Genomic DNA, 25,782 nt, shown 5'->3' with positions numbered 1-25,782 from the left:
AAGTCCCGAACCTCGAAGACAGAAGTAGAGGTTAGCCAAGAGCAAGGGTGTCCGTGGCGACGCGGAATCTGAAGGAAGCTGGAGGCAAAACACCGGTCCGAGGAACACAAATCTCATATAAGGCTAGGTATGATTGGATGAGTGTGCACAACAACACAAAGTCCTTTCTGTCGAAGGTCATATCGAGTAAATGAGGCGGATAGATGGTGTGAAAGTGCATACGCTTACCCGGGGAGGTCTGATGGAAACGCAAAGTACACTTTGTAACCTACTTAGCGATAGGTAGCTGAACCATCAGAAGTCAGCAGAGGTCATAGTACCATTCACTTCTAGAATGAATGGAAAGGACCGAACAATTCGGAGAGAATAGCCCTTGGCATGCAGTTTTCTATGATAAACACAGAAAATCCAGAAGGACCGACTTAATGGAGGTAATGGTGAATCCCATGAGGGACATTGAGCGGGTGCAGTAGAAACTGTTATAAGAAGACAAGCTATTCACGGAGGAGTCGAACGAGATGTTAATGAATCAAATTTTATCACGAGAGAATCTGCTTCTCGCACTCAAACGGGTGGAACGAAACAAAGGGAGTCATGGAGTAGACAAAATGCCCGTAAAATTCCTACGACAGCATGTAGTCGAAAACTGGCTAACGATTAAGAAGCAAATTCTTGAGGGAACCTACCAACCACAACCAGTTCGCAGAATCGAAATCCCGAAACCTGACGGCGGTGTGCGACTATTAGGAATCCCAACCGTGACAGACCGACTCATTCAACAGGCAATTGCCCAAGTGCTATCCAACCTATACGACCCGAACTTCTCGAATCATAGTTACGGATTTCGACCAAAACGAAGTGCTCACGATGCAATCCGAGAAGCCAAAGGCTATATAAAAGAAGGATATCGCTGGGTAGTAGATATGGACTTAGAGAAATTCTTCGACAAAGTAAACCATGACCGTCTAATGAGTACATTAGCGAAGAAAATTTCTGATAAACCTCTACTCAAGCTGATTCGTAGATACTTGCAATCGGGTGTCATGATAAATGGTGTCGTTTATGATACAGATGAAGGAACACCCCAAGGGGGTCCACTGAGTCCACTTCTCTCAAACATTGTGCTGGATGAATTAGACAAAGAATTAGAGAAACGTGGTCATAAATTTGTCCGTTACGCCGATGACTGCAATATTTATGTGAAAACAAAACGAGCAGGAGAACGAGTGATGGCAAGTATCAAAACCTTTATTGAGAAGACGCTGCGATTGAAAATAAATGAGAAGAAATCCGCAGTGGCTCGTCCTTGGCAACGTAAATTCCTAGGATTTAGCTTTACCTCCCGCAAAGAACCACAAGTTCGAATTGCGAAAGAGAGCATAAAGCGAATGAAGAACAAAATTCGGGAATTAACAGCTAGAAAGAAGCCATTTCCAATGGAGTACCGAATTCAACAATTGAATCAATACTTAATTGGGTGGTGTGGCTACTTTTCATTAGCGGATACGAAATCAATATTTGAATCACTGGATGGATGGATTAGAAGAAGACTTCGCATGTGTTTATGGAAGAATTGGAAGAAGCCTCGTACGAAAGTGCGCAACCTTATTCGCTTAGGAGTTCCAGACTGGAAGGCTTACGAATGGGGCAATACTCGCAAGAGTTACTGGCGTATTTCGAAAAGTCCAATATTACACAGAACCCTTGGTAACTCTTATTGGAGTAACCAAGGGCTCAAAAGTCTGCAAGCTCGTTATGAAATCTTGCGTTATTCATCTTAATTGAACCGCCGTATACGGATCCGTACGTACGGTGGTTGGAGAGGTCGGGAGTTAGTCACTCCCTCCTACTCGATTTTTGCTAGACTGTTATGTCAATGGAATTAAGATGACTTATAAATAAATATGGTTCTTCTGCAAAGCGAGGGGTTGATTTCCGTTCCGACTGAGCGCTTTGCCGCTGACGCTTCGCTTTCGCGCAGAGCAGAGCTTCCTGGGGGCGTCCGATGAGCCGCTTCACTCGCGCTGCTCGCTCCAGGGTATCGGGCCTACACGATGTAGGTTACGAAGGCGTTATCACAGGACGTGATGCTCTTAGCCTTCGTTCCTCTACCGCTAATCCCCAAGGAGTCGCTCAGTCTCCACTCCAATCAACCACTTCACTTACCGTGTATCTTTTGGCATGCCACTTTAGTTAAAGTTAAACTTCAGCAATTATGTTTATCTGTACGAAAGTGAAGCGACAGCAAATGTAAATCACTTCACTGTAACAAACTATTCTGTTTGATTATGGTGAGTAGTCATAGTGTTCATTTTTGGAATGGACAAAAAGTTCTACTATATCGTTGATTTCCGTTTATTTAAAGCGTTACAACATTCACAAGCCTTGGCCAAATTGATTTTCATAGTGACCACAAAAATTTTCGATATCCTTATAAAATCCTTATAATCATTTTTTACACTATAGTCATCGAAAGGAAGATGATGACTTACTATGGATGATTTTATTTTAAAAACTGAGAATCTTAGTAAAAGCTTTAAAGGACAAACAATTGTAGAAAACCTGTCTTTGACTATACCACGGAATACAGTATACGGTTTACTCGGTCCTAACGGCGCTGGGAAATCTACAACGTTAAAAATGATAACAGGTATGCTGTGCCCAAATGCAGGGAAGATATTTTTTAATGGACATGAATGGAATCGCAATGATTTACAAGACATTGGCGTATTAATTGAAACACCACCACTTTACGAAAACTTAACGGCAAGAGAGAATCTTAAGGTTCGAACAATTGCCCTTGGATTGCCACAGTCACGTATTGATGAAGTATTAACAATTGTTGACTTGACCAATACAGGAAAGAAACGAGCAGGACAGTTTTCATTAGGGATGAAACAACGCCTAGGGATAGCTATTGCGCTTTTAAACTATCCAAAGCTGTTAATTCTTGATGAACCAACAAATGGTCTTGATCCAATCGGTATTCAAGAGCTTCGAAAATTAATCAGATCTTTTCCGGAGCAAGGTATTACAGTTATTTTATCAAGCCATATACTTTCAGAAGTAGAGCAGGTCGTTGATGAGATTGGCATCATTGCAGATGGTAAATTAGGATATCAGGGGGTTGCCCCACAAGGTCAGGAATTAGAATCATTATTTATGCAAGTAGTGTCAGCTAATAGAAAGGCAGGCATATAAAATGATTTCTATAATGAAGGCTGAAAGATTAAAATGGAAAAAGACTTTTATTCCTAAATTAGTTTGGCTAGCCCCCATCGTGACACTGTTACTGAGTGCAGTTTTAATGGGAGGGAGTTTTTTTCAAAAGGGTGCTTATAATTGGTGGTATTCAATGCTCCTGCCGGGTGCACTGACAATATGTTGTGCGTTAGTGGTAGAGAAAGATGCTAAATTAAAATATCATAGCATTCTCGCAATGCCGATTGACCTTAAAAAGATATGGTTTAGCAAAATACTTGCTTGTAGTGCCTGGTTGTTACTTATTACGCTCATTTTCTTTGCAGGTATTACTACTGGCGGAATACTTTTTGGTCATAGTTTTCCTTTAACAAAAAGTCTTGCAGGTAGTTTATTAATTTTCTTAACGATGTTATGGCAAATTCCACTTTGTCTATTTCTTGCGGCAAAATTAGGTACTTATATAGCTATTTTAATCAATCTAGTTGGCAATATTGTGGGGATCGTAGCACTTGCAGATGGGGATTTTTGGTTTAGCGTTCCTTATAGCATTACAGCAAGACTAATTTGTCCAACTCTTGAGATTTTACCAAATGGCTTGCCGGTACCTGAGGGCAGTCCATTATTAAACACATGGGTTATAGCTCCGGGTATATTAGTTGCCTTAGCATGGTTTGCTTTAATAAGCTTCATTACTGCACGTTGGTTTCAAAAAAGGGAGGCCAAATAGAGTATGGTAATGTTAAGATTACTTAGAGCAGAGCTTCTTAAAACAAAAAGAACGCCGTTTTTGCTTACACATCTAATTGTACCGATCATTATTTCAGGGGTGTTTTTAGCGTACTATACTTATTCACCATGGGATTTTAATGGGAAAGTATCGGCTTATTTTGAGGGGCTTTCGTGTGGGTTTCCAATTATTATTGGATTAGTTTGTGCAATGGTAGCGGAGCAAGAAGCAACGGCAGGACATTTTCAGGAGATGCTAAAAGCTACTAAAACAAAAATAGTGGCCTTTTTAAGCAAACTACTACTGTTATTGTTGTTTAGTTTTGGGGCAATATTACTGTCCGTCGGTATTTTTAGTGTTGGATTTATTGAACTTTTGCATGAAGATACGTTGGGTTTTCAATTTTATTTAATAGCTGGATGCATTTTGTTTGTAAGCTATGTATTTTTATATATTTTACATCTTTTTGTTAGTCTTCATTTTGGGAAAGGTGCCTCAATCGGATTAGGTATTGTGGAATCACTTTTAGTAACCTTACTGCTTACTGGCCTAGGTGATGGTATTTGGTCATTCATACCTTATGGATGGGGCGGTCACTTTGTTTCGTTATGGATACTAAAGGCGTCGGGAATTGAACTATCAATGGTGGACACAGGACTACAGGCTGGAATTTTGGCTGCTATTAGTGGAACATTGCTAGCATTAACCCTGTCTTGTTTATGGTTTTGGAAGTGGGAAGGAAGAAAATCTGAGAATTAGGGTATGAAGGAATGATGAGGGTAGTAGTATGGGGAAAATATTAGCAGTAGATGATGAAAAAGATATTTTAGTATTGATAAAAAATGCATTACTAAAAGACGAACATGTAGTAACGACAGTCTCTGATGCGACAGAAGTAAGTAAGATGGATCTTGGTGCCTTTGATTTAATTTTACTAGATGTGATGATGCCCGAAATAGATGGGTTTACAATATGTGGTCAAATCCGTCATGCGGTAGATTGTCCTATCCTCTTTTTAACGGCTAAATCATTAGAGGCAGATTTAATGTATGGTCTAGGCCTTGGCGCGGATGATTATATGATTAAGCCTTTTGGAATTGGAGAGCTCCGTGCCCGAGTGAATGCGCATTTAAGGCGCGAAAAAAGGGAGAGACGAAGCATTCTCTTTGCAGATCAAGTTCATTTCAATCTATCTGGTAAAGAGCTGTTTGTAAATGAGGAGAAGGTAATACTGACAAAAAGCGAATATGAAATATGTGAATTTTTAGCTCGAAATCGAGGACAGGTTTTTTCTAAAGAAAAGATTTATGAAACGATTTTTGGATTTGATGGGAGAAGTGACAGTACCGCTATTACTGAGCATATTAAAAATATTCGTTCAAAGCTACATGCCTTTGAAATTGATGTCATTGACACTGTTTGGGGGATTGGATATAAATGGAGACAATGAAGCCGAATAAAGGGACACGCCTTCATACTTTTTTCCTTCGATATCTCCTTTTCCTATGTATAGGCACTATTCTATTAGTAGTACTACTGTTTAGTTTATTTTTATTTTCCTTTTCTGCCAACATCGTTTTGCCAGCAAATTATGCAGAAACTCAAATTTCATTATCAAGGGATCGTATTGCGTCTAGTAGTTCGGTTACAGCTGATATTATCCCAGACCTTGTTGACTACGCTGTCATTTCTAAAGATGGACAATTTCTTGCAGGGAATCTTTCAGAAAAGGAAGCTTTTAAAGCTTGGGATGTCATGAAAAAAGGGGAAACTCAAGGTGGTTCCCAATTTTATTCGTTTATAGAGCGAGAAAATGAGATTTGTATATTACGGTATTATTTAGTACCCCAGTATCGTTCAGAAATTTTAAGAAAATATTTGCCTAATCCGCAGCTGTTAGTGTTCCTAGTGTTTATAGTAGGAATAGTGGCGTATGCAGCTGTGCTTGCGATCCACTTTGGCAGAAGTCTAAAGAAAAAAATGTTTGGTTTACAGGAAGCGATTGAAAAAATACAAAATCAAAATTTGGATTTTACGATTAACTCTTCAGGAATTCGTGAAATAGATGAAATATCGATTTCTCTTGAGCAGATGAAAGAGGCCTTAAATAGTTCGTTAAAACAGCAATGGGAAAATGAGCAGACTCGTAGAGAACAAATTTCTGCTCTTGCCCATGATCTGAAAACACCACTTACAATTATTCGGGGAAATGCAGAGCTCTTACAGGACACGGTTCAAGACGATATACAAAGAGAATATAATGACTATATTTTGAAAAATACAATTAAAATAGAAAAATTCACGAAAGAGCTAATTGATTTATCGAAGATGGAGAAAAATATCGTTCGTGAAAAAACAAATGTTAAAATGGATGCATTTATGGCAGAAGTAGAGCATCAAATGAGAGCTCTTTCCTTAGAGAAAAAGCTTCAAGTGGCTGTCCAAAAGGAAATGCTTCCTGCCCTTGTATTTATCGATGAAGAGCATTTCTATCGAGCAATTTTTAATGTCATTGCCAATGCTGTAGAGCACACACCTGAAAATGGAACGGTGACCTTAACTGTTCAAGGTGCTGCGGATTTTATGCAATTTACGGTTACCGATGGCGGTTGTGGATTTTCTCTGAGAGATTTAAATGAGGCTACCAAACAATTTTATCGCGGAGATCCAAGCAGAAATGCAGGAAATCACCATGGCATGGGACTTTATATTGCCCAATCAATTGTTCAGAGTCATGATGGAACACTGCAAATTGCCAATGATTTATCAGCTGGTGGAGGAAAAGTAACCATAACAATCCCAATCAATTTCTCTTTGGCATAATTGTGGCTGACGAAATAGAGGTATATTATTTATCGAAGGAAATTTGTGCCATCTAATGAAGTTCATTCACCAAAAGTTGAATATGACACGTATTCCATGTTTATGTGTTGATTGGAGTGGAGGCTGGGCGACTCCTTGGGGATTAGCGTCACAGATGAGACCCTGGAGCGAGCATAGTGAGTGAAGCGGCTCATCGGACGCCCCCAGGAAAGCGCCCAGCCGGAACGGAAATCAACCTCACGTTATGGTATGAGCTTTATAAAAATGGTTGGTTAACACTACTGATAAAATATCTTGAGAAAAGAATGATTTTGGCAAATTTGCTACTATCATTCTTTTTTTGTTTTGGCAGAAAGGAAAAAAGGGGGGAGCCTGTCCGGGCAATATTATTGTAAAAAATGCTACAATAAAAGAAAAAAGAAGAGGCGATGCACGTGGATAACGTCATTGATTTTGTCGCAAAGAAAAGAGAGCGTGAGGAAAGGCAACGTGCGCAGGATTTAGAAAGGTACGTTGCGACACAATGTAATTTTCAACAACCAGAAAAAATTGATGCACTTGTTGATGAAAAGATAATTGAAGTGAAAGATCATACATTATTTCTAGGTTTCTTATCCATTTTAAAAGATGAAAAAATTGACCCGCTTGATATTTTTCAGGATGTTTTTACATTAGAGCCTGCTCGCTTTGAGATGTCCTACAATATGAGATGGTGGTCGGTTGTGCAGCTTGCATTTACATTTTTAACAATTTTAAAGGAGAACGAGCCGCATACATATGCAGATTTTCTTGGTTTTTCTGAATAATCTAGAGTGTGTGCACGTCTTGAAATACTACACAAACGTGCGCATACCTAACTAGATCCTTTTTATCTTCCCCTCAAATAAATGAATATCTTTACAATTTCCCCATTAAATCAATAATTCCTAAATAATTTTTACTGAATATTTTAAAATCCTCCATACTTGCTTAATGTTTGTTTTATAACATAACTGTTGTAAGCAAATAAAAATAAACAAAAACAAATGGAGGTTCCAACTCATGGCAATTCAAAAGTTGTGGAAGAAAGGTCTAATCGGTGCATTAGCAATTTCGATGTTGGCAGCTTGTTCTGACAGTTCGTCTAGTTCCAAGGAGGTAAACAGTGATTTAACGCTTGAAGAAATTACGAAAAAAGCAAAAGAAGAAGGCACTGTAAATTCTGTCGGTATGCCAGACACGTGGGCAAACTGGGTGGAGACTTGGGAAGAACTTGGTACGGAATATAGCCTGAAGCATAAGGATACCGATATGTCGAGTGCCGAGGAGCTAGCAAAGTTTGAGGCAGAAAAGGACGATGCGACTGCAGATATTGGCGACGTAGGAATTGCCTTTGGTCCGATTGCTAAGGACAAAGGTTTAACATTACCTTACAAAACATCTTATTGGGATGAAATACCTGACTGGGCAAAGGATGATGAAGGGCATTGGGTTGTAGGTTATACAGGTACGATTGCCTTTTTAACTGATAAAAACAACGTCAAAAACGCTCCAAAATCTTGGGAGGATATTAAAAACGGAGATTACACTGTCAGCATTGGTGATGCACTTACAGCAAACCAAGCACAGTTTGCTATTTTAGCAGCTGCTATGGCATTTGGTGGCGACGAATCAAATATCCAACCAGGAATAGACTTTTTCGCAGACTTAGCAAAGCAAGGGCGTTTACAAGGTGATCCATCTGTAGCGAATTTAGAAAAGGGTGAAATTGACGTAGCCATCTTATGGGATTTTAATGCGCTTGGCTATCGTCACCAAATCGATGAGAAACGTTTTGATGTTGTCATTCCATCAGAAGGCTCTGTCACATCAGGATATGCAACGATCATTAATAAATACGCAAAAAATCCTCATGCAGCCATGTTAGCTCGAGAGTATATTTTATCTGATGCAGGTCAAGAAAATTTAGCGAAAGGTTATGCCCGTCCAATTCGTGACAAGGTTCAATTGTCTCAAGATGTTAAGGAGCTATTATTACCTGCAGAAATGTACAAAAACGCACAGCCAGTAAAAGATCAGAAGAAATGGGAAGAAACTACAAAACAAATTCCACAACTATATCAGGAGCAGGTATTGATTCATGCAAAATAATAAAGTTGTCTTAATTGTCGTAGATGCTCTTCGTTTTGATACAGCTTGTACCCATATGGGATTTATGCACCATTTAGTTGAACGCAATCTTGCAGCACGTTATAAGGTTTGTTCGGAGGTCCCATCTTTATCAAGACCTTTATATGAAACGATTTTAACGGGGACACCACCTATTGTACATGGCGTGACGAGCAATATGACCGTACGTTTGTCCACGCAAAATAGTTTATTTCATTTAGCGAAAGAAAACGGTCTGTCTACAGCGGCAGCTGCCTATTATTGGGTAAGTGAGCTATACAATCGTGCTCCATTTGTGCATATGGAGGACAGGCTACAATTAGATACGCAGTTGCCGATTGAGAATGGCTTGTTCTATTTTGAGGATCACTACCCAGACAGTCATTTATTTGCTGAATCTGCATGGCTAATGGATCAAAAGCAACCAGATTTCTTGTATATTCATCCGATGAATGTAGATGATGATGGTCATAAATTTACAGCTGACTCAGCACAGTATCGTAATCGAGTTTTAGCAGTCGACGCCTTATTATCATTATTTATTCCAAAATGCCTTGCACAGGGTTATGAGGTGATCGTGACAGCTGATCATGGGATGACGAGTGATGGTAATCATGGAGGAACAACAGCTGAGGATCGTCATGTACCAATGTTTGTTATTTCAAATCGCGTTAAAGCAGGCATTAAGGATGAAATTGTATCACAGTTACAAATTGCTCCGCTGTGCTGTCATTTATTGAATATCGAACCTTCTGATGAAATGGTGCCCCTGTTATTAGAGGGGATGCAATCTTTAAAAAGGGCTTAATTTTAATTATTTATTCAGACTTTGAAGATATATCGGAACAATTTTAGCATTTATCGGAACAAAATCACATTTTATCGGAACAATTTCAGTTTTTATCAACTATGGGCGACTTCTGGGGATTAGCGGCTCATCTGACGCCCCCAGGATGCTCTGCTCTGCGCGAAAGCGAAGCGTCAGCAACAATGTTTTATCTGCGCGAAAGCGAAGCGACAGCAACAATGTTTTATCTGCGCGAAAGCGAAGCGTCAGCGGCAAATGTTTTATCTGTAGCGAAAGCAAAGCGTCAGCTACAATGTTTTATCTGCGCGAAAGCGAAGCGTCAGCGGCAAATGTTTTATCTGTAGCGAAAGCGAAGCGTCAGCTACAAAGCGCCCAGCCGGAACGGAAATCAACCCCACGTTATGATGATGAGCCTTCTAATTAATAAAAATGATTAATCTAAATAGCCGCTATTAACTATAGAAAGAAGTGATTGTTTTGATATCGAAGCGGCAAACAGTTGCCTGGCTTTCTCCGTTCCTAGTACTTGTCTTGTTATTTTTTTTAGTACCGTTACTGTATATGCTAATAACAAGCTTTCAAAATAGTGATGGATTTACACTTGCACACTATCAATCTGTACTAACGAATGATTACATTTTACAAGGCTTTAAAAATAGTATTACACTGTCTGTCATTTCAGCAGTAATTGCCTTAATCGTTACTTTATTTGCGGTTTATGCGATTATGAGATTTTCTGAGCCAGTACGTGAGAAGATTCTAATATTAACAAACTTAACATCAAATTTTTCAGGAATTCCATTAGCATTTGCCTTTATTGTATTACTCGGAAATAGCGGACTCTTTACCTTGCTATTCGATCAATGGGGGATCGACGCATTATCGTCATTTTCTCTTTATAGCTGGGGTGGCTTGTTACTTATTTATATTTATTTTCAGCTACCGTTAGCGCTAATGCTTTTATACCCAATTTATGATGGAATTCAGCAACAATGGAAGGAAGCGGCGGCACTGCTTGGAGCGTCTACATGGCAGTTTTGGGTGAAGATTGGTGTTCCTGTTATGCTTCCCGGGATAGTTGGAACATTTAGTGTATTGTTTGCCAATGCAATGGGAGCGTATGCCTCAGCCTATGCGCTAACGAATAGTAGTTACAATTTAGTCGCCATTCGTATTGGTTCTCTTATTCAGGGAGATATTTTTGCCCAGCCAGAGCTGGCAAGTGCGATTGCAGTGATATTAGCAGTAACGATGGTGACGGCAATGCTGTTAAGTGAATGGAGTATTTCAAAAACAAGGAGGAAGTTATAGTGAAAAAAAGAGGTTTTGCTGATTTATTCTTCCTCCTGTTAGTAGTGTATTTGGTATTGCCAGTTGGTGCAACAATGCTTTATGCCTTTGCGACGAATTGGAATAAGACCATTTTGCCAGAAGGATTGACATTTAAATGGCTTGCTACCTTATTTCAGGATGCAGAATTTATACAGGCGTTTGGACGCTCTGTTTTATTGTCGAGTGGGGCTGTAATAATTGCATTGCTCGTGATCGTACCAGCCATTTTCGTCATCGTGTTGTATTTTCCAAAATACGAAAAATGGATTCAGATTGCAGTTGTTATGGTGTATTCATTTCCGGGAATTATTTTAGCAGTCGGACTCATTCGTGTTTATAGCCAATTTGATGTGCCAATGATTTTAGTCGTTTTAGGGGCCTATGTCATCGGTATCCTTCCGTACATTTACCAAGGGACACGCAATAGTTTACGCAATGTAGATGCTCGGCAGCTTTTAGATGCAGCGCAATTACTTGGAGCATCGAAATTGCAGGCATTTAGCAAAATATTGTTACCTACTGTTTACCCAGGCTTATTTGCAGGTGCATTATTATCGTTTTCCGTACTTTTTGGAGAGTTTGTACTGATTAATCTAGTTGTGGGTTCTCGCTTTGAAACGGTACAAATTTATTTAATGAAAAAACTTAGTACAAGTGGACATATTGCCAGTGCAGTTGTCTTTATTTATATCGTTCTTATGGGCTTATTAACGTTCGTGATTGCAAAATTAATGAAACGATCGAAAGGTGCTACAAATCTATGAGTTATCTTGTTATTGAAGGACTTCATAAAAAATATGGACAATCAACAGTTTTGACAAATATAGATATGAAGATTGAAAAAGGTGAATTTATAACTCTTTTAGGTCCTAGTGGGTGTGGTAAGAGTACTATTTTACGTATTGTAGCAGGATTAACAGATGCATCGGCTGGCCAAATTGTCATTGAAGGCAAGGATATGATGGGTATTCACCCAAAGGATCGCCAAGTTGGCATGGTATTTCAATCATATGCATTATTCCCAAATATGACGGTGAAGGAAAATGTAGCCTTTGGTTTACGCATGCAAAAAGTAAATACTGCTGAAGTTGACCAGCGTGTTCAAGAAATGCTTGCGCTTGTCCACTTATCTGAAAAAGCAAACGCTTATCCGAAAGAATTGTCTGGCGGTCAACAGCAGCGTGTTGCCCTTGCTCGTGCTTTAATTGTCCGACCAAAGGTGTTGTTGCTAGATGAACCACTCAGTGCACTAGATGCCCAAATTCGTAAAAAATTACAGGCTGATTTACGAGCCATTCAACAAAAGCTAGGCATAACGATGATGTTAGTAACGCATGATCAAGAGGAAGCGATGGCTGTTTCTGACAGAATATTTGTAATGAACAATGGGATGATTGCGCAATGTGGAACCCCTACTGCGATTTATACAAGCCCTGAAAGTGAATTTATCGCTAATTTTATCGGACATTACAATGTTTTTACGCGTCCAGCTCTTGAGAATATGATTGGTGAGACGTTACCAAAAGAATGCTCAAAATTTGCAATTCGACCAGAAGCCATTCATCTCGATCAGAAACCGGGAGATGTTTGTTTTACTGGAAAGGCGAAGCAGTCGTTAATGAGCGGCAATGTTATTCGAACAACGTTTGAGGGTGAATGTTTCTTTACAATGGAACAGCTGCATCAACGAGGATATTCGTTTGAGCTGGGCAAAAAATATACGTGCTATGTGGCAAGAGAAGATGTGATTGCATTATCATGACGTATGCAAAAATTGAACGATTTGAGTTTATTTTAAAGCAATTAGAGGTTGATGAGAAAATTATTGTTGCCAATATTGCGGAAGAATTACAAGTGGCACCTGAAACGATTCGCAGAGATTTTGATGAGCTAGAGCAGCAGCATTTATTAACGAGAGTACACGGAGGAGCTGTCAAGTATACACACGTTAGAAATGAACCAGTATTTTTGCGCAAGCTGCAAATGCAAAAAGAGGCAAAATGCAATATAGCTCGTTTGGCAGCTAGACGTATATGTGATGGGGATACAATTGCCGTTGATACCGGTACAACGACGGTGCATATCGCAGATTTTTTACTGGCAGTCGATGATATAACGGTCGTAACGAATTCCATAGCTGCTGCAGTACAATTTAATTTGGCTATTGAAGAGCGACGAATGACGGGGAAGGTAATTTTACTCGGAGGAACGACGAATCCAAGGCAATCCTCAGTAGCAGGAGCTATGACTTTGGAGGTATTAGGGAATATGAATTTTGATAAAGCATTTATATCATGTGGCGGTATTTGTGATGGTATCGTATACGATTACGATTTGGATGAATCGTTAATTTCTAAAAAAATGCTTGACCGTAGCAAGATGAACTTTTTATTAGCGGATGCAACTAAAATAAATGGTAAGTCCTTTTATCAAATATGTCACATCGAGGAGTGCTCAGAAATTCTTTGTGATATCACTTGCCCAGTAGAGTGGCAAGCATACGAGGAAAAGTGGACGGTATGTAATGGAGGGAAGAGCGGATGATTGATTATCATGTACATTTAGAAGAAGGTCCATATTCATTTCGTTGGCTAGAGCGTACTTCTCAAGCTATTCGATTTTTTAATGAAGATGAAGCGGCAGCACAAGGTTCTAAAGCATTTGTGGAGTTGCAAATACAGCAGTTGGCAAAGCGATTACAAAGTGGCTGCTATAGTGAGGAATGGTTAGATTTATATCTACAACAGGCTAAACAGCTTGGTTTGCGCGAGGTTGGCATTGTCGACCATCTATATCGTTTTAAGGAGACGCGAACATATTTTGAGCGTTATATGCAGTTGGGTGATAATGAAGTTGGTAAAGTGCAGCGTTACTGGCTTGATCGTGTGATGACGGAAAGCATGGATGATTTTGTGTCAGCTATTAATCGAGCAAAGGCAAAGTGGAGTTGTCATGGTATTTCCTTAAAGCTTGGCATTGAGGCGGATTATTTTGTCGGTGGTGAGGAAGAATTAGCATCATTATTAGCAGCATACCAATGGGATTATGTCATCGGATCTGTCCATTTTGTGGAAGGCTGGGGCTTTGATAACCCTCAAACACAATACATATTTGAGGGTATGAATACAGCTACATTACAGCAGAACTATACGCGTTTTTTTGCCACAGTAGAAAAAATGATCCTCTCCAATATGTTTGATTTTGTGGCACATTTGGACAACTTTAAAGTATTTGACTATCAAGTGAAGGATACGGTTTTTCTTGACTCTTGGTATGAAAAAATTGCAAAGGCACTTATCACAACACAAACTGCCACTGAAATAAATGCCGGCTTATATTATCGCTATCCAGTAAAGGAAATGTGCCCAGGACCTCGTTTCTTGCAAATTTTAATTGACCATGGTGTAGCCTTTACAATTTCCTCAGATGCACATTTCCCAGACGATTTAGGCAAGTATACATTTGTCAATGCAGAATTACTTAAAAGCTTTGGTGTACAATCGATTGTAGGCTTTGAACAACGTAAGAAAAAATTAATTCAGATTTAGCACACTGTAGTTCATAAATAGAAAGGCACTGAAACAAAAATGAGGTTTCTTAAGAAATTCATTTTTGTTTCAGTGCCTTTATTTACTCTTAGTTACATAAGTACAAGACAAATTGCATACAAATGATTAAATTCATTTATAAATGAGAGGCGAGTAAATTTGTCAATAACAATAGATCAAACCTTTTTGCCAGTTATCATACAATCTGGCCAAAATGCATATGGAGTAGCCCGCTCCTTTTACGAAGCGTATCGTATAAAAAGTCTTGTATTAGAACCCGCATTGAAAACAAAAGGCATTCGAACACTCTTGCTAGGTGGGTCACGAGGAATAGCAACTCAAAATAGTCAAATCATCGACTTTCAATATGTGGACCGATTAGATGAACCAGACTATTTTGTACAAGCTTTAATAGACGTCGCGAAGCAGTTCAAAAATAAGAAACTGATCTTACTTGTAGGTGATTGTTACTATGCGGAGCTTATCATTACCAATAAACAGACGCTACAGCAATATTTTATTTTGCCTTATATAGATGAAGATTTAATGAAGCGGATTCGAACAAAGGAAGAGTTTTATAAGTGTTGTGATTTATATAATATTAAATATCCAAAAACGGTGGTAGTGACAAAGGAACATGCAATAAGTGATGTTCCATTTGATTATCCGATAATTATTAAACCATCGAATTCTGTCGAATATACAAGTTGTTCCTTCCCTGAGAAGAAAAAAGTATTTCTTGCAAAAAATGAAGAAGAGAAGCAGCAGATTATTCGCAGTATTTATCGTTCTACATACAAAGATTCTTTAATTCTTCAAGAATTTATTCCAGGTGATGATTCTTATATTCGTGTATTAGATGTTTACGTAGGGAAGGATAAGAGGGTTAAATTGATGTGTTTAGGTAACAAGCTTCTCGAAGATCCCTCGCCACAAAATATTGGAACTTCTCTGGCGATTATGACGGATTTCGACGAACAGCTAATGGACAATATCCGTTATTTTTTAGAAGATATTGGATATGTTGGGTATGCGAACATTGACATGAAATTAGATGTCCGTGACGGGGAATATAAAATATTTGAAATGAACTTACGATCGGGTGCTTCTAGCTATTATGTGACAGCGAGTGGTCATAATTTAATGCAGTATGTCGCTGATGATTATATATTCAATGCAAGTCAAGAGCTAACGTATGTTCAGACTAAGCATTTGTGGTCACTTATTCCAAAAAGTGTGTTGTTTAAAGGTTTGAAAAATGAAAAATTGAAAATAGAAGCCAAGCGATTAATAAAACAGGGCAAATATTCGAATGCCCTATATTTTAAAGAAGATATGAACGTAAAGCGATGGTCAAAGCTGAAACTATATAATTTTTATTTGAATCTAAAATATAAAAAGTACTACAAATAAGGTCGAGCTAAGTGCAGGGAAACCTTTGATACAGAATCCTATCAAAGGTTCCCTGTTTTTTTGGGGGGAAACACTGAAATTTAGAAAGTGAGGATAGCTAAGAGTAATTAAGTCTAAACCACGACATTTAGTACGCAAACCTTGTAGGATGTAGCAATTATTAAGTATAATAGTAAAATGGAATTCAAGTGTATGGAATTCGTTTGAAAGGAGTTACCTGATTGCGATGAATGAGGAACAACGTTTAGCTAATCAACAAGTCAATCAACCAAAAAAAGAAGACAAGCCTGAAAAGGATTATAGTAAATATTTTGAAACGGTCTTTACGGCACCTTCATTAAAAGATGCTAAAAAACGTGGGAAAGAAGAAGTTAAGTACCGTAAAGACTTTAACATTGCAGCAGAGTTTGCAGGTATGGGCATAGGACGTACATTTTATATTCGTACCTATGGTTGCCAAATGAATGAGCATGATACAGAAGTAATGGCTGGGATCTTTATGCAGCTTGGTTATACGCCTACAGATGTGATCGATGAGGCTGACGTAGTGCTACTGAATACGTGTGCCATCCGTGAAAATGCAGAAAATAAAGTATTTGGAGAACTTGGTTTCCTGCTGAAATATAAACGTAAAAATCCAGAAATGCTTATTGGGGTTTGTGGCTGTATGTCACAGGAAGAATCCGTTGTAAATAAAATTTTAAGAAGCTATCCTCATGTCGATATGGTGTTTGGTACACACAATATTCACCGTCTACCAAACATTTTGAAAGAAGCATATATGTCAAAGGAAATGGTCATTGAGGTTTGGTCTAAAGAAGGCGATGTAATTGAGAATCTGCCGAAAAAACGTCTTGGCTCTATCAAAGCTTGGGTAAATATTATGTACGGCTGTGATAAGTTCTGTACGTATTGTATCGTACCTTATACGCGTGGTAAGGAGCGTAGTCGCCGTCCGGAAGAAATCATTGCTGAAGTTCGTGAACTAGCAGCTTCTGGCTATAAAGAAATTATGCTACTTGGACAAAATGTCAACGCTTACGGTAAGGATTTCGAGGATATTGATTACCGACTTGGTGATTTAATGGACGAATTACGAAAAATTGATATCCCGCGTATTCGCTTTACTACGAGTCATCCACGCGACTTCGATGATCATTTAATCGAAGTCCTTGCAAAACGTGGTAACTTAGTAGAGCATATTCACTTACCAGTACAATCTGGTTCAAATGAAGTGTTGAAAATTATGGCACGTAAATATACACGTGAACATTTCCTTGGACTAGTAGCAAAAATTAAAGCGGCAATTCCTGAAGTAACACTAACGACTGATATTATTGTTGGCTATCCAAATGAAACAGAGGAGCAATTTGAAGAGACATTAGCCTTGTACCGTGAAGTAGGCTTTGAAATGGCCTTTACTTATATTTACTCTCCTCGTGAGGGTACACCTGCTGCCAAAATGGTCGATAATGTACCTGAAGAAGTGAAAAAAGAACGTCTTCTACGATTAAATGAGGTTGTAGGGGAATACTCTCGCAAAGCATTAGAGAGCTTGAAGGGTGAAATTGTAGAAGTTTTAGTCGAAGGTACAAGTAAAAGACGCGATGATGTGTTAGCTGGCTATACTCGTAAAAATCGACTTGTAAATTTTAAAGCCCCAGCAGATCTAATTGGTCAATTAGTGAAGGTGAAAATAGTTGAAGCTACTTCATATTCATTGAGTGGTGAATTCGTAGAAGTAGTAAAAAATGAAAAGGTGGAAGCGTAAATGACACAAGTATTATATACAAAAGAAGATCTAATCAAGAAGTCACACGAAATTGCGCATATGATTGCCAATACGCCAGAAGTTGAATTTTTCAAAAAGGCAGAAGCACAAATTAATGAAAACCAACAAGTACGTGAGCGTATTGCAAGTCTAAAAAGCCTACAAAAGCAAGCTGTAAACTTCCAACACTTAGGAAAAGAAAAAGCGCTGAAATTGATTGAAGACAAAATTGCTAAAATCGAAGAAGAAATCAACGCAATTCCAGTAGTACAACAATTTAAAGAATCTCAAGGTGATGTAAATGATTTGTTGCAATTAGTTTCGAATACGATTGCTAACAATGTCACAAATGAGATTGTTCGCTCAACAGGTGGCGATGTACTACGTGGAGAAACTGGCTCGTACGTAGCCAATACAACGCCAGGCAGTTGTTCATAAAAATAATAGAAGAAATAGCTCGAATGAATGATTTCATTCGGGCTTTTCCTATTGCTGAAAAAACTATTGTGTCAATGAAATTAAATAAAGCATGGCTCTTCGGCAAAACGAGGGGTTGATTTCCGTTCCAGCTGGGCGCTTTCCGAGTCGTCACTGTTATGAGTCTATTCCGTTTGATTAAGGTGAATACTTGTGGAAGTTATCGTGATTTAGACAACGTAATATGAAGTTAAAGCCTCTGGCGGATGTCACGGATTTTAAAAGGAATGAATTGTGCTGGCACAATTCAAAATCCGGACGCAATTTAATTCTATAAAAATATATGTTCACCCAATGGGCGCTACCTGCATATGATGGAGTGAAAAGAGTCGAAGGAGGAATTGCGCTGAAACGTTTACGACAAATCGTGACGAAAGCAGTAGTTGCCAAAGGGAAGAAGAGAACGGAAGAACGTGTAACATTATGTCCATCAAATAAACCGACGAGTATTCTGGGTTGCTGGGTCATCAATCATACTTGCTCCGCAAAAAAAGTCGGTAAATTTGTAGAAGTATCAGGGAAATTTGATGTCAATGTCTGGTATGCCTATAGTAATCATTCGAAAACAGCAGTGTTTTCTGAAACGGTTCACTATAAAGACAAAGTGAAGCTCCAATTTAGAGATGGCGAAGTGAGTGTTAGTGATGAAGTTCGAGTGCGTGTAGTTCAAGAACCAAACTGCATAGAGGCAATCATTTCTCCATGCGGCACGAAATTTGAAATTGTAGTAGAACGCGAAGTCGTTGTAGAGGTAATGGGTGAAACGACGATTTGCATTAGTGTACATCCACTAGATTTCGAAGAGGAATGGAACTTTAAAGATGAGAGCTCATCTTCGTCTTCATCTAGCTCAAGCTCTAGTTCAAGCTCATCGTCTAGTTCTAGCGGAGAAGGAAGGTTTGTTTTAGAGTCCTCATCGTTTCCTGGTGAAAAATCAAGATAATACTAAAAGCCATATTTCTTTCATACATGCGAAACGCTAACATCTTAAAAAAGGTGAATGAAGCGTTTCGCATGTATCTTTTGTTATAATAAAAATATCTATATGGCAAGAGCGAGGTAAATATAAAAAATGACAACTTACACACCAATGATGCAACAGTATTTGCAGGTAAAGGAAGATTATAAGGATGCCTTTTTATTTTTTAGACTAGGCGATTTTTACGAGATGTTTTTTGAGGACGCAATTAATGCCTCACAAATTTTAGAAATAACATTAACGAGCCGGGATGCTGGCGCAAAAGAGCGTATTCCAATGTGCGGCGTTCCTCATCATTCGGCGAAAAATTATATTGAAACACTTGTGCAAAAGGGCTATAAGGTTGCCGTTTGTGAGCAGACAGAAGATCCGAAGCAAGCAAAGGGTGTAGTGAAACGTGAAGTCGTACAACTTATTACACCGGGTACGATTATGGAAGGGAAAGCACTCGATGGTAAAACCAATCATTTTATTGGTGCGGCAGAGCAACTTGATGACACAACATTCGGCTATGCATATTTAGACTTATCGACGGGTGAGGCAGTTGCTTCCTCTATTGAGGGCGATGGCAAAGCACTCTTAATGCAAATGCAGGCATATGGTATTCGTGAACTGATTGTAACGGATAGTTTACAGCTTTTGTTAACGGAGCACGCAATCAATGCTAGTATCGTGCTTTCTGTTGAAACGGATGAAATGACAATGGACAAAGCAGCAAGCTATTTAGAAGCGGTGCCAAATGAGTTACATGTTGTTTGTCTTCGTTTGCTTGCTTACATCGATAAAACACAAATGCGTTCGTTATCACATATTCAAACATTTACGTACAATGAAATGAAAAATTATTTACGAATTGACTCTAGCTCAAAGCGTAATTTAGAGCTTATTCAATCTATACGCGGTGGCGATCAAAAAGGTACCCTATTATGGCTATTAGATGACACAGTAACTGCAATGGGTGGGCGAAAGTTAAAACAGTGGTTACATCAGCCTCTTGCAACATGTTCTGCCATTGAAGCAAGATTAGCAATCGTGACTGATTTATTGGAAGAGTATTTTGTAAGAACAGAGCTACAAGCCTCTTTAAAACAAGTATATGATTTAGAGCGTTTAGCTGGTCGTGTTGCTTTCGGGAATGTTGGTGGACGAGATTTAGCACAGCTACGTGATTCGTTACGTCAAGTACCTGCTATTCAGCAACAATTACTTAGTACCAATAAAGAAACATTGCAAAAGCTAGGTGCAGCATTGGATATGTGTGAGGATGTAGAGGCATTATTAGCTCGAGCTATTACAGATAATCCACCAATTACGATTAAAGAGGGTGACGTCATACGCGATGGCTACAATGAGCGATTAGATGAGCTACGCTATGCTTCTCGTAATGGAAAGGATTGGATTGCGCAGCTAGAGCAAGAAGAACGGACGAAAACTGGCATTAAAAACTTGAAAATCGGCTATAATCGAATTTTCGGCTATTATATTGAAATTACAAAATCGAACATCCATTTAGCTGATTTAACACGCTATGAACGTAAGCAAACTTTGGCAAATGCCGAGCGTTATATTACACAGGAGCTTAAGGAAAAAGAAGCATTAATATTAAATGCTGAAGAAGAGAGTTTAACGTTAGAGTACAACTTGTTTGTAGAAATACGCGATGAGTTAAAGGCATTTATTCCACGTGTACAAGCGTTAGCGGCAAGTATTAGTGAATTAGATGTGCTTTTAAGCTTTGCGAGCGTTTCGGAGAAATATCGTTTTACGAAGCCTGAATTTCATGAAGGTCGTTCCCTTGAAATTATTGAGGGGCGCCATCCAGTTGTTGAGAAAATGCTTAATAAGCAAATGTATGTACCAAATGATTGTGTACTTGAGGATACTAACAATATGATGCTTATTACAGGACCGAATATGTCCGGTAAAAGTACGTATATGCGTCAGGTTGCACTGATCGTTGTCATGGCACAAATGGGCTGTTATGTGCCTGCTGAAAAAGCTAGGTTACCAATTACAGATCAGATCTTTACACGTATCGGTGCAGCGGATGATTTAGCTGCTGGACAATCAACATTTATGGTGGAGATGTTAGAATCTCAGCACGCTATTATGCATGCTACGAAAAATAGTTTGATGTTGTTTGATGAAATTGGTCGAGGGACATCTACTTATGATGGCATGAGTCTTGCTCAATCGATGATGGAATATATCCATGATAAAATTGGGGCAAACACACTGTTTTCAACGCATTATCATGAATTAACAGCACTTGAAAAGGAGCTTCCTCGACTGCAGAATGTACACGTATCTGCTACTGAAAAAAATGGCACAGTTGTCTTTTTACACAAGGTGAAAAAGGGAGCTGCCGATCAATCTTATGGAATTCATGTAGCACAGCTTGCACAATTGCCAGCGGAAATTTTAACAAGAGCACGAGTTCTGCTTGAAAACTTCGAGGCTGGAAAGGTAGTAGCTGAGTCACAGGAGGAGGTTGCTGAACAGCCAATGCAAATGTCACTATTTGCGGAGGCGGAACCAATCGCTCCAGCAGAGGCAGAGGTGCTTAAAAGCTTAGAAAAGGTAAATATTCTGGGCACTTCACCAATGCAAGCGATGAATATTTTATATGAATTACAGCAGCAATTATTAAACGCAAAAAAGTAAAGGAGTGATGCGCTATGGGAAAAATACAAATTATGGACGAGTGGCTGTCTAATAAAATCGCTGCAGGGGAAGTAGTTGAAAGGCCAGCCTCTGTAGTCAAAGAGCTTGTTGAAAATGCCATTGATGCAGGAAGTACGTCCATTGATGTTTTTTTACTAGAAGCGGGCCTCACTTCAATTCAAATAATTGATAATGGTAGTGGCATGGATGAAGAGGATGCATTAATATCATTCTCTCGCCATGCAACAAGTAAAATCCATCAGGAGCATGATTTATTTCGAATTCGTACACTTGGCTTCCGCGGTGAGGCGTTAGCATCAATTGCATCGGTGTCGAAAATGACACTCATTACGTCAAATGGTGAATCAGGTACTTATTTAGAGCTTGAAGGTGGACACGTCGCTACACATAAACCTGGTCCTTTGCGTAAAGGAACAGATATTACAGTGGCACAGTTATTTTTCAATACACCTGCTCGATTAAAATATATGAAAACAATACAGACCGAGCTTGGGCATACCATTGACCTAATGAACCGTCTTGCACTTGGGAATCCACAAATTGCGTTTAGATTGCTACATAATGGTCAGCAATTGTTACAAACAAATGGACGAGGTGACGTGCAGCAAGTATTAGCTGCCATTTACGGTGTGCATAATGCTAAGAAAATGGTGTCCTTCAATGGACAGTCACACGATTATAAAGTTTCTGGCTTCGTGTCACTACCGGAGGTGACTCGTGCTTCGAAAAACTATATGTCGTTGTTTGTTAATGGTCGCTGGGTGAAGCATTATTTAGTACAAAAAGCGATTGTAGATGCCTATCATACGTATTTACCAATTGAGCGTTTTCCGATTGTGGCACTCTTTATCGAAGGTGATCCCTATTTAACAGATGTCAATGTTCATCCTGCTAAGCATCAAATACGTTTAAGTAAAGAACCAGAGCTTCTTAAACTAATTGAGGAAACAATACGAGAGCAAATACGCCATGTTATTCGAGTGCCGCAAATGGAAAAGAAGGAAAAAGTCGCGAAGCCTGCGACAGAGCAGTTAAATATATGGAAGCCGGCACCAAAGCTTAATGTGGAGAAAATGAATGCCATTGTAGAAAAGCTTTATGATGTGCAAACTGTTCAGGAACAAAAACAATTAGACCCTATAGTGGCAGAGCCCGTCCCTACTGTTATTGAAGATGGCTGGCAGCCAACACCAATGATGGAAGCAAATCCTCCTGAAGAAATGACGCTAGAGGAACCAAGAGAAATTTTACACGATGAGTCTATTAAAGAACCATTCCCTGCGCTTGAAGTAGTAGGGCAAATTCACGGTACGTACATTGTTGCACAGATGGAGGATGGCTTTTATTTAATCGATCAGCACGCGGCACAGGAGCGTATTAAATATGAATTTTTCCGTGAAAAGGTCGGTCAGGTAAACCCGAATGAACGACAGGCTTTATTGCTCCCATTGACCTTCCATTATGCAGCTGATGAGGCGCTTCTTTTAAGAGAAAATAGACAGGAATTAGAAGCTGTCGGTGTATTTTTAGAGGAGTTTGGACAGTCCTCATTTGTCGTGAGAGAGCATCCTAGCTGGTTTCCTAAAGGGGAAGAACAGGAAATTATTGAGGACTTAATTGAACAGGTGCTGACAACTAAAAAGGCGGACGTTAAAAAAATGCGTGAGGCAGCAGCGATTATGATGAGCTGTAAAAAATCGATCAAGGCCAATTATTATTTAACGAAAGAGCAAATGGAAACGTTATTACAAGATTTACGTAATGCTGATAATCCATTTACATGCCCACACGGACGTCCAGTACTTATTCATTTTACAACTTATGAAGTGGAGAAAATGTTTAAACGGGTAATGTAGTTGTAACGCCTGACATTTTAGAAAGGGGGACAATGTATTGCCACTCGTACATTGCTGTATAATATCTACGACTTGAAGTGGGATGAAGAACTTTGTACGCTATTAAATATTCCAATGTCAATGTTACTAGAGGTGAAAATTTCTCCAGAGATTTATACAAAGACTGCGCTAAGTATATTCTTTGGTGAGGATATTCCGCTAGCAGGTACAATAGGTCTTACGTCGAATAAGGAGACAATATCCGTATTATGAATGAATAACCAAACTTATCAATCAGAAATGGATGCACAATAAGGACCGGCTCTTTAAGCAATCTGGCACAAAAGTTGTAGAGGTTACATGTATTTTCAAATCATAGCTAATGGGGGAAAAAGGTATGTTTTCATTTGAACATCGTCCTAAAATTATACATTTTTTAGAGCAATATAGCTTTGACGTATTAGTCATTGGTGGCGGGATTACTGGTGCTGGCATTGCGCTTGATGCTGCATCTAGAGGTTTATCAGTCGCTTTGATTGAGAAGCAGGATTTTTCTGCTGGCACATCAAGCCGTTCAACAAAGCTTATTCATGGTGGACTGCGTTATTTAAAGCAATTAGATGTAGGTGTAGTAGCTGAGGTTGGTCGTGAGCGTGAAATTGTTTATGACAGTGCGGTTCACGTTACAACGCCAGAAAAAATGCTACTGCCATTATATAAGAAGGGCTCACTTAGTCCATTAACAACATCACTGGCATTGAAGGTATATGATCGATTAGCAGGTGTCAAAAAGCATGAACGTAGAACAATGCTGAATGCTCAGGAAGCAGCAGCACTAGAGCCTTTACTCAATCGAGATGAGCTTGTCGGTGGTGGTTATTACGTTGAATATCGTACGGATGATGCCCGTCTGACAATAGAGGTGCTGAAAAAAGCGGTTGAATACGGGGCACTTTGTCTAAATTATGCGGAAATGACAGAGTTTTTATATCAAAAGAAAAAGCTTGTAGGCATAAAAGTAAAGGATCATGTGACAGGGAAAATGATCGAAGTGCATGCTGCGCAAATCGTTAATGCTACTGGACCTTGGGTAGATGAGGTCCGACACAAGGATAAAGTAGCAGACAAAAAGCAATTACGACTCACAAAAGGGGTTCATATTGTTCTTGATCAAAAGGATTTTCCATTAAGGCAAGCAGTATATTTTGATATATTGGATGGACGTATGGCCTTTGCAATTCCACGTGATGGCAAAACCTATGTTGGGACAACAGATACAGTTTACGAGGGAGACCCTGCACATCCTGTCGCAACCAAAGAGGATGTTGATTATTTAATGGATGCTGCAAAAACTGTTTTTCCAACTGCAAATATTTCAAGAGAAACGATTGAATCGTCGTGGGCAGGTGTACGTCCCCTTATTTTTGAAAAAGGAAAGGATCCATCTGAAATTTCACGAAAAGATGAAATATGGACAGCTCCAAGTGGACTAATGACAATTGCAGGTGGCAAACTAACAGGCTACCGTCAAATGGCAGAAACGATCGTTGATAAAATTGTGAAAACACATAGATATAAGCACGCAGGTCCATGTATAACGCGTGAATTATCGCTTTCTGGTGCGAAAGGCATCAACGCTCTCAATTTCCCTGACTATACTGCGTATAAAGCAAGAGAAGGCGTTCAATATGGTCTTAATTATGATGAAGCGAAGACACTTGTTCAAAAATATGGCACGAATGTAGATGCGTTATTTAACCAGGTGAAATATTTGCATGAGCATGGAAGTACGATGCCCCTTGCCTTACATGCAATGTTACTTTATGGCATAGAAGCAGAAATGGTGTACACACCAAGTGATTTCTTTATTCGCCGTACAGGCTTATTATACTTCGATATTGATGCGGTAAAACGTTATAAACAGCAGGTCATTCAAGTTATGCAACAACATTTTCACTATACAGAGTCACAAAGAAATACTTATATCGCTCAACTAGAGCAAGCTATTTTAGATGCAACAAGTTTTGTATAG

Annotated in this window: 24 protein-coding genes; 23 read left to right on the top strand and 1 reads right to left on the bottom strand. The window is 39.1% G+C overall.

Annotated features, from left to right (window positions below):
- Positions 1-518: 518 nt before the first annotated feature.
- On the top strand, positions 519-1,781 hold the full coding sequence (gene ltrA / locus ACB089_RS18755; protein WP_374963429.1) for a group II intron reverse transcriptase/maturase: 1,263 nt from the start codon (positions 519-521) through the stop codon (positions 1,779-1,781).
- Between the two features lie 79 nt (positions 1,782-1,860).
- On the opposite strand, the gene ACB089_RS18750 is transcribed toward ltrA, so the two are convergent.
- Complete coding sequence (locus ACB089_RS18750) at positions 1,861-2,019, bottom strand: hypothetical protein (protein ID WP_375122116.1); 159 nt, start codon at positions 2,017-2,019, stop codon at positions 1,861-1,863.
- A 474-nt stretch (positions 2,020-2,493) separates the two neighbouring features.
- Here ACB089_RS18750 and ACB089_RS18745 point away from each other — a divergent pair, with 474 nt between their 5' ends.
- From ACB089_RS18745 to ACB089_RS18640, 22 genes are all read left to right on the top strand, one after another.
- A complete protein-coding gene (locus ACB089_RS18745) occupies positions 2,494-3,201 on the top strand; it encodes a lantibiotic protection ABC transporter ATP-binding protein (RefSeq protein WP_374963427.1) in 708 nt (235 codons plus the stop codon).
- A 1-nt stretch (position 3,202) separates the two neighbouring features.
- Positions 3,203-3,931, top strand: coding sequence for a lantibiotic immunity ABC transporter MutE/EpiE family permease subunit (locus ACB089_RS18740; protein ID WP_374963425.1), 729 nt, complete (start codon positions 3,203-3,205; stop codon positions 3,929-3,931).
- A 3-nt stretch (positions 3,932-3,934) separates the two neighbouring features.
- Positions 3,935-4,690, top strand: a complete 756-nt coding sequence (locus tag ACB089_RS18735) for a lantibiotic immunity ABC transporter MutG family permease subunit (protein ID WP_374963421.1) — start codon at positions 3,935-3,937, stop codon at positions 4,688-4,690.
- Positions 4,691-4,718: 28 nt separating this feature from the next.
- Positions 4,719-5,381: a response regulator transcription factor gene (locus ACB089_RS18730; protein WP_374963419.1), complete on the top strand. Its 663-nt coding sequence runs from the start codon at positions 4,719-4,721 to the stop codon at positions 5,379-5,381.
- Complete coding sequence (locus tag ACB089_RS18725) at positions 5,369-6,754, top strand: sensor histidine kinase (protein ID WP_374963417.1); 1,386 nt, start codon at positions 5,369-5,371, stop codon at positions 6,752-6,754. The genes ACB089_RS18730 and ACB089_RS18725 overlap by 13 nt, the downstream gene beginning before the upstream one ends.
- 428 nt (positions 6,755-7,182) lie before the next feature.
- Positions 7,183-7,560 carry an ELKS/Rab6-interacting/CAST family protein gene (locus ACB089_RS18720; protein WP_223552643.1) on the top strand — a complete coding sequence of 126 codons (378 nt, stop codon included), beginning with the start codon at positions 7,183-7,185 and terminating at the stop codon, positions 7,558-7,560.
- A gap of 235 nt (positions 7,561-7,795) precedes the next feature.
- Entirely contained in the window at positions 7,796-8,884 is a 1,089-nt protein-coding gene (locus tag ACB089_RS18715) for an ABC transporter substrate-binding protein (protein ID WP_068983073.1), read from the top strand.
- Positions 8,874-9,710 carry an alkaline phosphatase family protein gene (locus ACB089_RS18710; RefSeq protein WP_374963415.1) on the top strand — a complete coding sequence of 279 codons (837 nt, stop codon included), beginning with the start codon at positions 8,874-8,876 and terminating at the stop codon, positions 9,708-9,710. The genes ACB089_RS18715 and ACB089_RS18710 overlap by 11 nt, the downstream gene beginning before the upstream one ends.
- A gap of 101 nt (positions 9,711-9,811) precedes the next feature.
- Positions 9,812-10,054 carry a hypothetical protein gene (locus tag ACB089_RS18705; RefSeq protein ID WP_374963413.1) on the top strand — a complete coding sequence of 81 codons (243 nt, stop codon included), beginning with the start codon at positions 9,812-9,814 and terminating at the stop codon, positions 10,052-10,054.
- A gap of 124 nt (positions 10,055-10,178) precedes the next feature.
- Positions 10,179-11,021, top strand: a complete 843-nt coding sequence (locus ACB089_RS18700) for an ABC transporter permease (RefSeq protein WP_374963411.1) — start codon at positions 10,179-10,181, stop codon at positions 11,019-11,021.
- Entirely contained in the window at positions 11,021-11,806 is a 786-nt protein-coding gene (locus ACB089_RS18695) for an ABC transporter permease (RefSeq protein ID WP_374963409.1), read from the top strand. Before ACB089_RS18700 ends, ACB089_RS18695 begins: the two co-directional genes overlap by 1 nt.
- Positions 11,803-12,804 carry an ABC transporter ATP-binding protein gene (locus ACB089_RS18690; protein ID WP_374963407.1) on the top strand — a complete coding sequence of 334 codons (1,002 nt, stop codon included), beginning with the start codon at positions 11,803-11,805 and terminating at the stop codon, positions 12,802-12,804. Before ACB089_RS18695 ends, ACB089_RS18690 begins: the two co-directional genes overlap by 4 nt.
- Complete coding sequence (locus ACB089_RS18685; protein ID WP_374963405.1) at positions 12,801-13,586, top strand: DeoR/GlpR family DNA-binding transcription regulator; 786 nt, start codon at positions 12,801-12,803, stop codon at positions 13,584-13,586. Before ACB089_RS18690 ends, ACB089_RS18685 begins: the two co-directional genes overlap by 4 nt.
- Positions 13,583-14,590 carry a histidinol phosphate phosphatase domain-containing protein gene (locus ACB089_RS18680; protein WP_374963404.1) on the top strand — a complete coding sequence of 336 codons (1,008 nt, stop codon included), beginning with the start codon at positions 13,583-13,585 and terminating at the stop codon, positions 14,588-14,590. Before ACB089_RS18685 ends, ACB089_RS18680 begins: the two co-directional genes overlap by 4 nt.
- A gap of 165 nt (positions 14,591-14,755) precedes the next feature.
- Positions 14,756-16,003 carry an ATP-grasp domain-containing protein gene (locus ACB089_RS18675; RefSeq protein ID WP_374967594.1) on the top strand — a complete coding sequence of 416 codons (1,248 nt, stop codon included), beginning with the start codon at positions 14,756-14,758 and terminating at the stop codon, positions 16,001-16,003.
- 226 nt (positions 16,004-16,229) lie between these two features.
- Positions 16,230-17,774: a tRNA (N6-isopentenyl adenosine(37)-C2)-methylthiotransferase MiaB gene (miaB, locus tag ACB089_RS18670; RefSeq protein WP_374963402.1), complete on the top strand. Its 1,545-nt coding sequence runs from the start codon at positions 16,230-16,232 to the stop codon at positions 17,772-17,774.
- On the top strand, positions 17,775-18,212 hold the full coding sequence (locus tag ACB089_RS18665; RefSeq protein ID WP_285394548.1) for a RicAFT regulatory complex protein RicA family protein: 438 nt from the start codon (positions 17,775-17,777) through the stop codon (positions 18,210-18,212).
- Positions 18,213-18,534: 322 nt separating this feature from the next.
- The gene (gene cotE, locus ACB089_RS18660; RefSeq protein ID WP_374963400.1) at positions 18,535-19,194 is read left to right on the top strand and encodes an outer spore coat protein CotE; all 660 of its coding nucleotides are present in this window, start codon (positions 18,535-18,537) and stop codon (positions 19,192-19,194) included.
- Between the two features lie 129 nt (positions 19,195-19,323).
- A complete protein-coding gene (gene mutS, locus ACB089_RS18655; RefSeq protein WP_374963398.1) occupies positions 19,324-21,894 on the top strand; it encodes a DNA mismatch repair protein MutS in 2,571 nt (856 codons plus the stop codon).
- Between the two features lie 14 nt (positions 21,895-21,908).
- On the top strand, positions 21,909-23,771 hold the full coding sequence (gene mutL, locus ACB089_RS18650) for a DNA mismatch repair endonuclease MutL (RefSeq protein ID WP_374963396.1): 1,863 nt from the start codon (positions 21,909-21,911) through the stop codon (positions 23,769-23,771).
- 51 nt (positions 23,772-23,822) lie between these two features.
- Positions 23,823-24,023 carry a hypothetical protein gene (locus ACB089_RS18645; RefSeq protein WP_374963395.1) on the top strand — a complete coding sequence of 67 codons (201 nt, stop codon included), beginning with the start codon at positions 23,823-23,825 and terminating at the stop codon, positions 24,021-24,023.
- Positions 24,024-24,147: 124 nt separating this feature from the next.
- Entirely contained in the window at positions 24,148-25,782 is a 1,635-nt protein-coding gene (locus tag ACB089_RS18640) for a glycerol-3-phosphate dehydrogenase/oxidase (protein WP_374963393.1), read from the top strand.

It is taken from the genome of Lysinibacillus sp. RS10 (genome assembly GCF_041956855.1).
Taxonomy (GTDB): domain Bacteria; phylum Bacillota; class Bacilli; order Bacillales_A; family Planococcaceae; genus Lysinibacillus; species Lysinibacillus xylanilyticus_A.
Note: the sequence above shows the minus strand (reverse complement) of the source record. Positions and strands in the feature narration are given on the sequence as shown.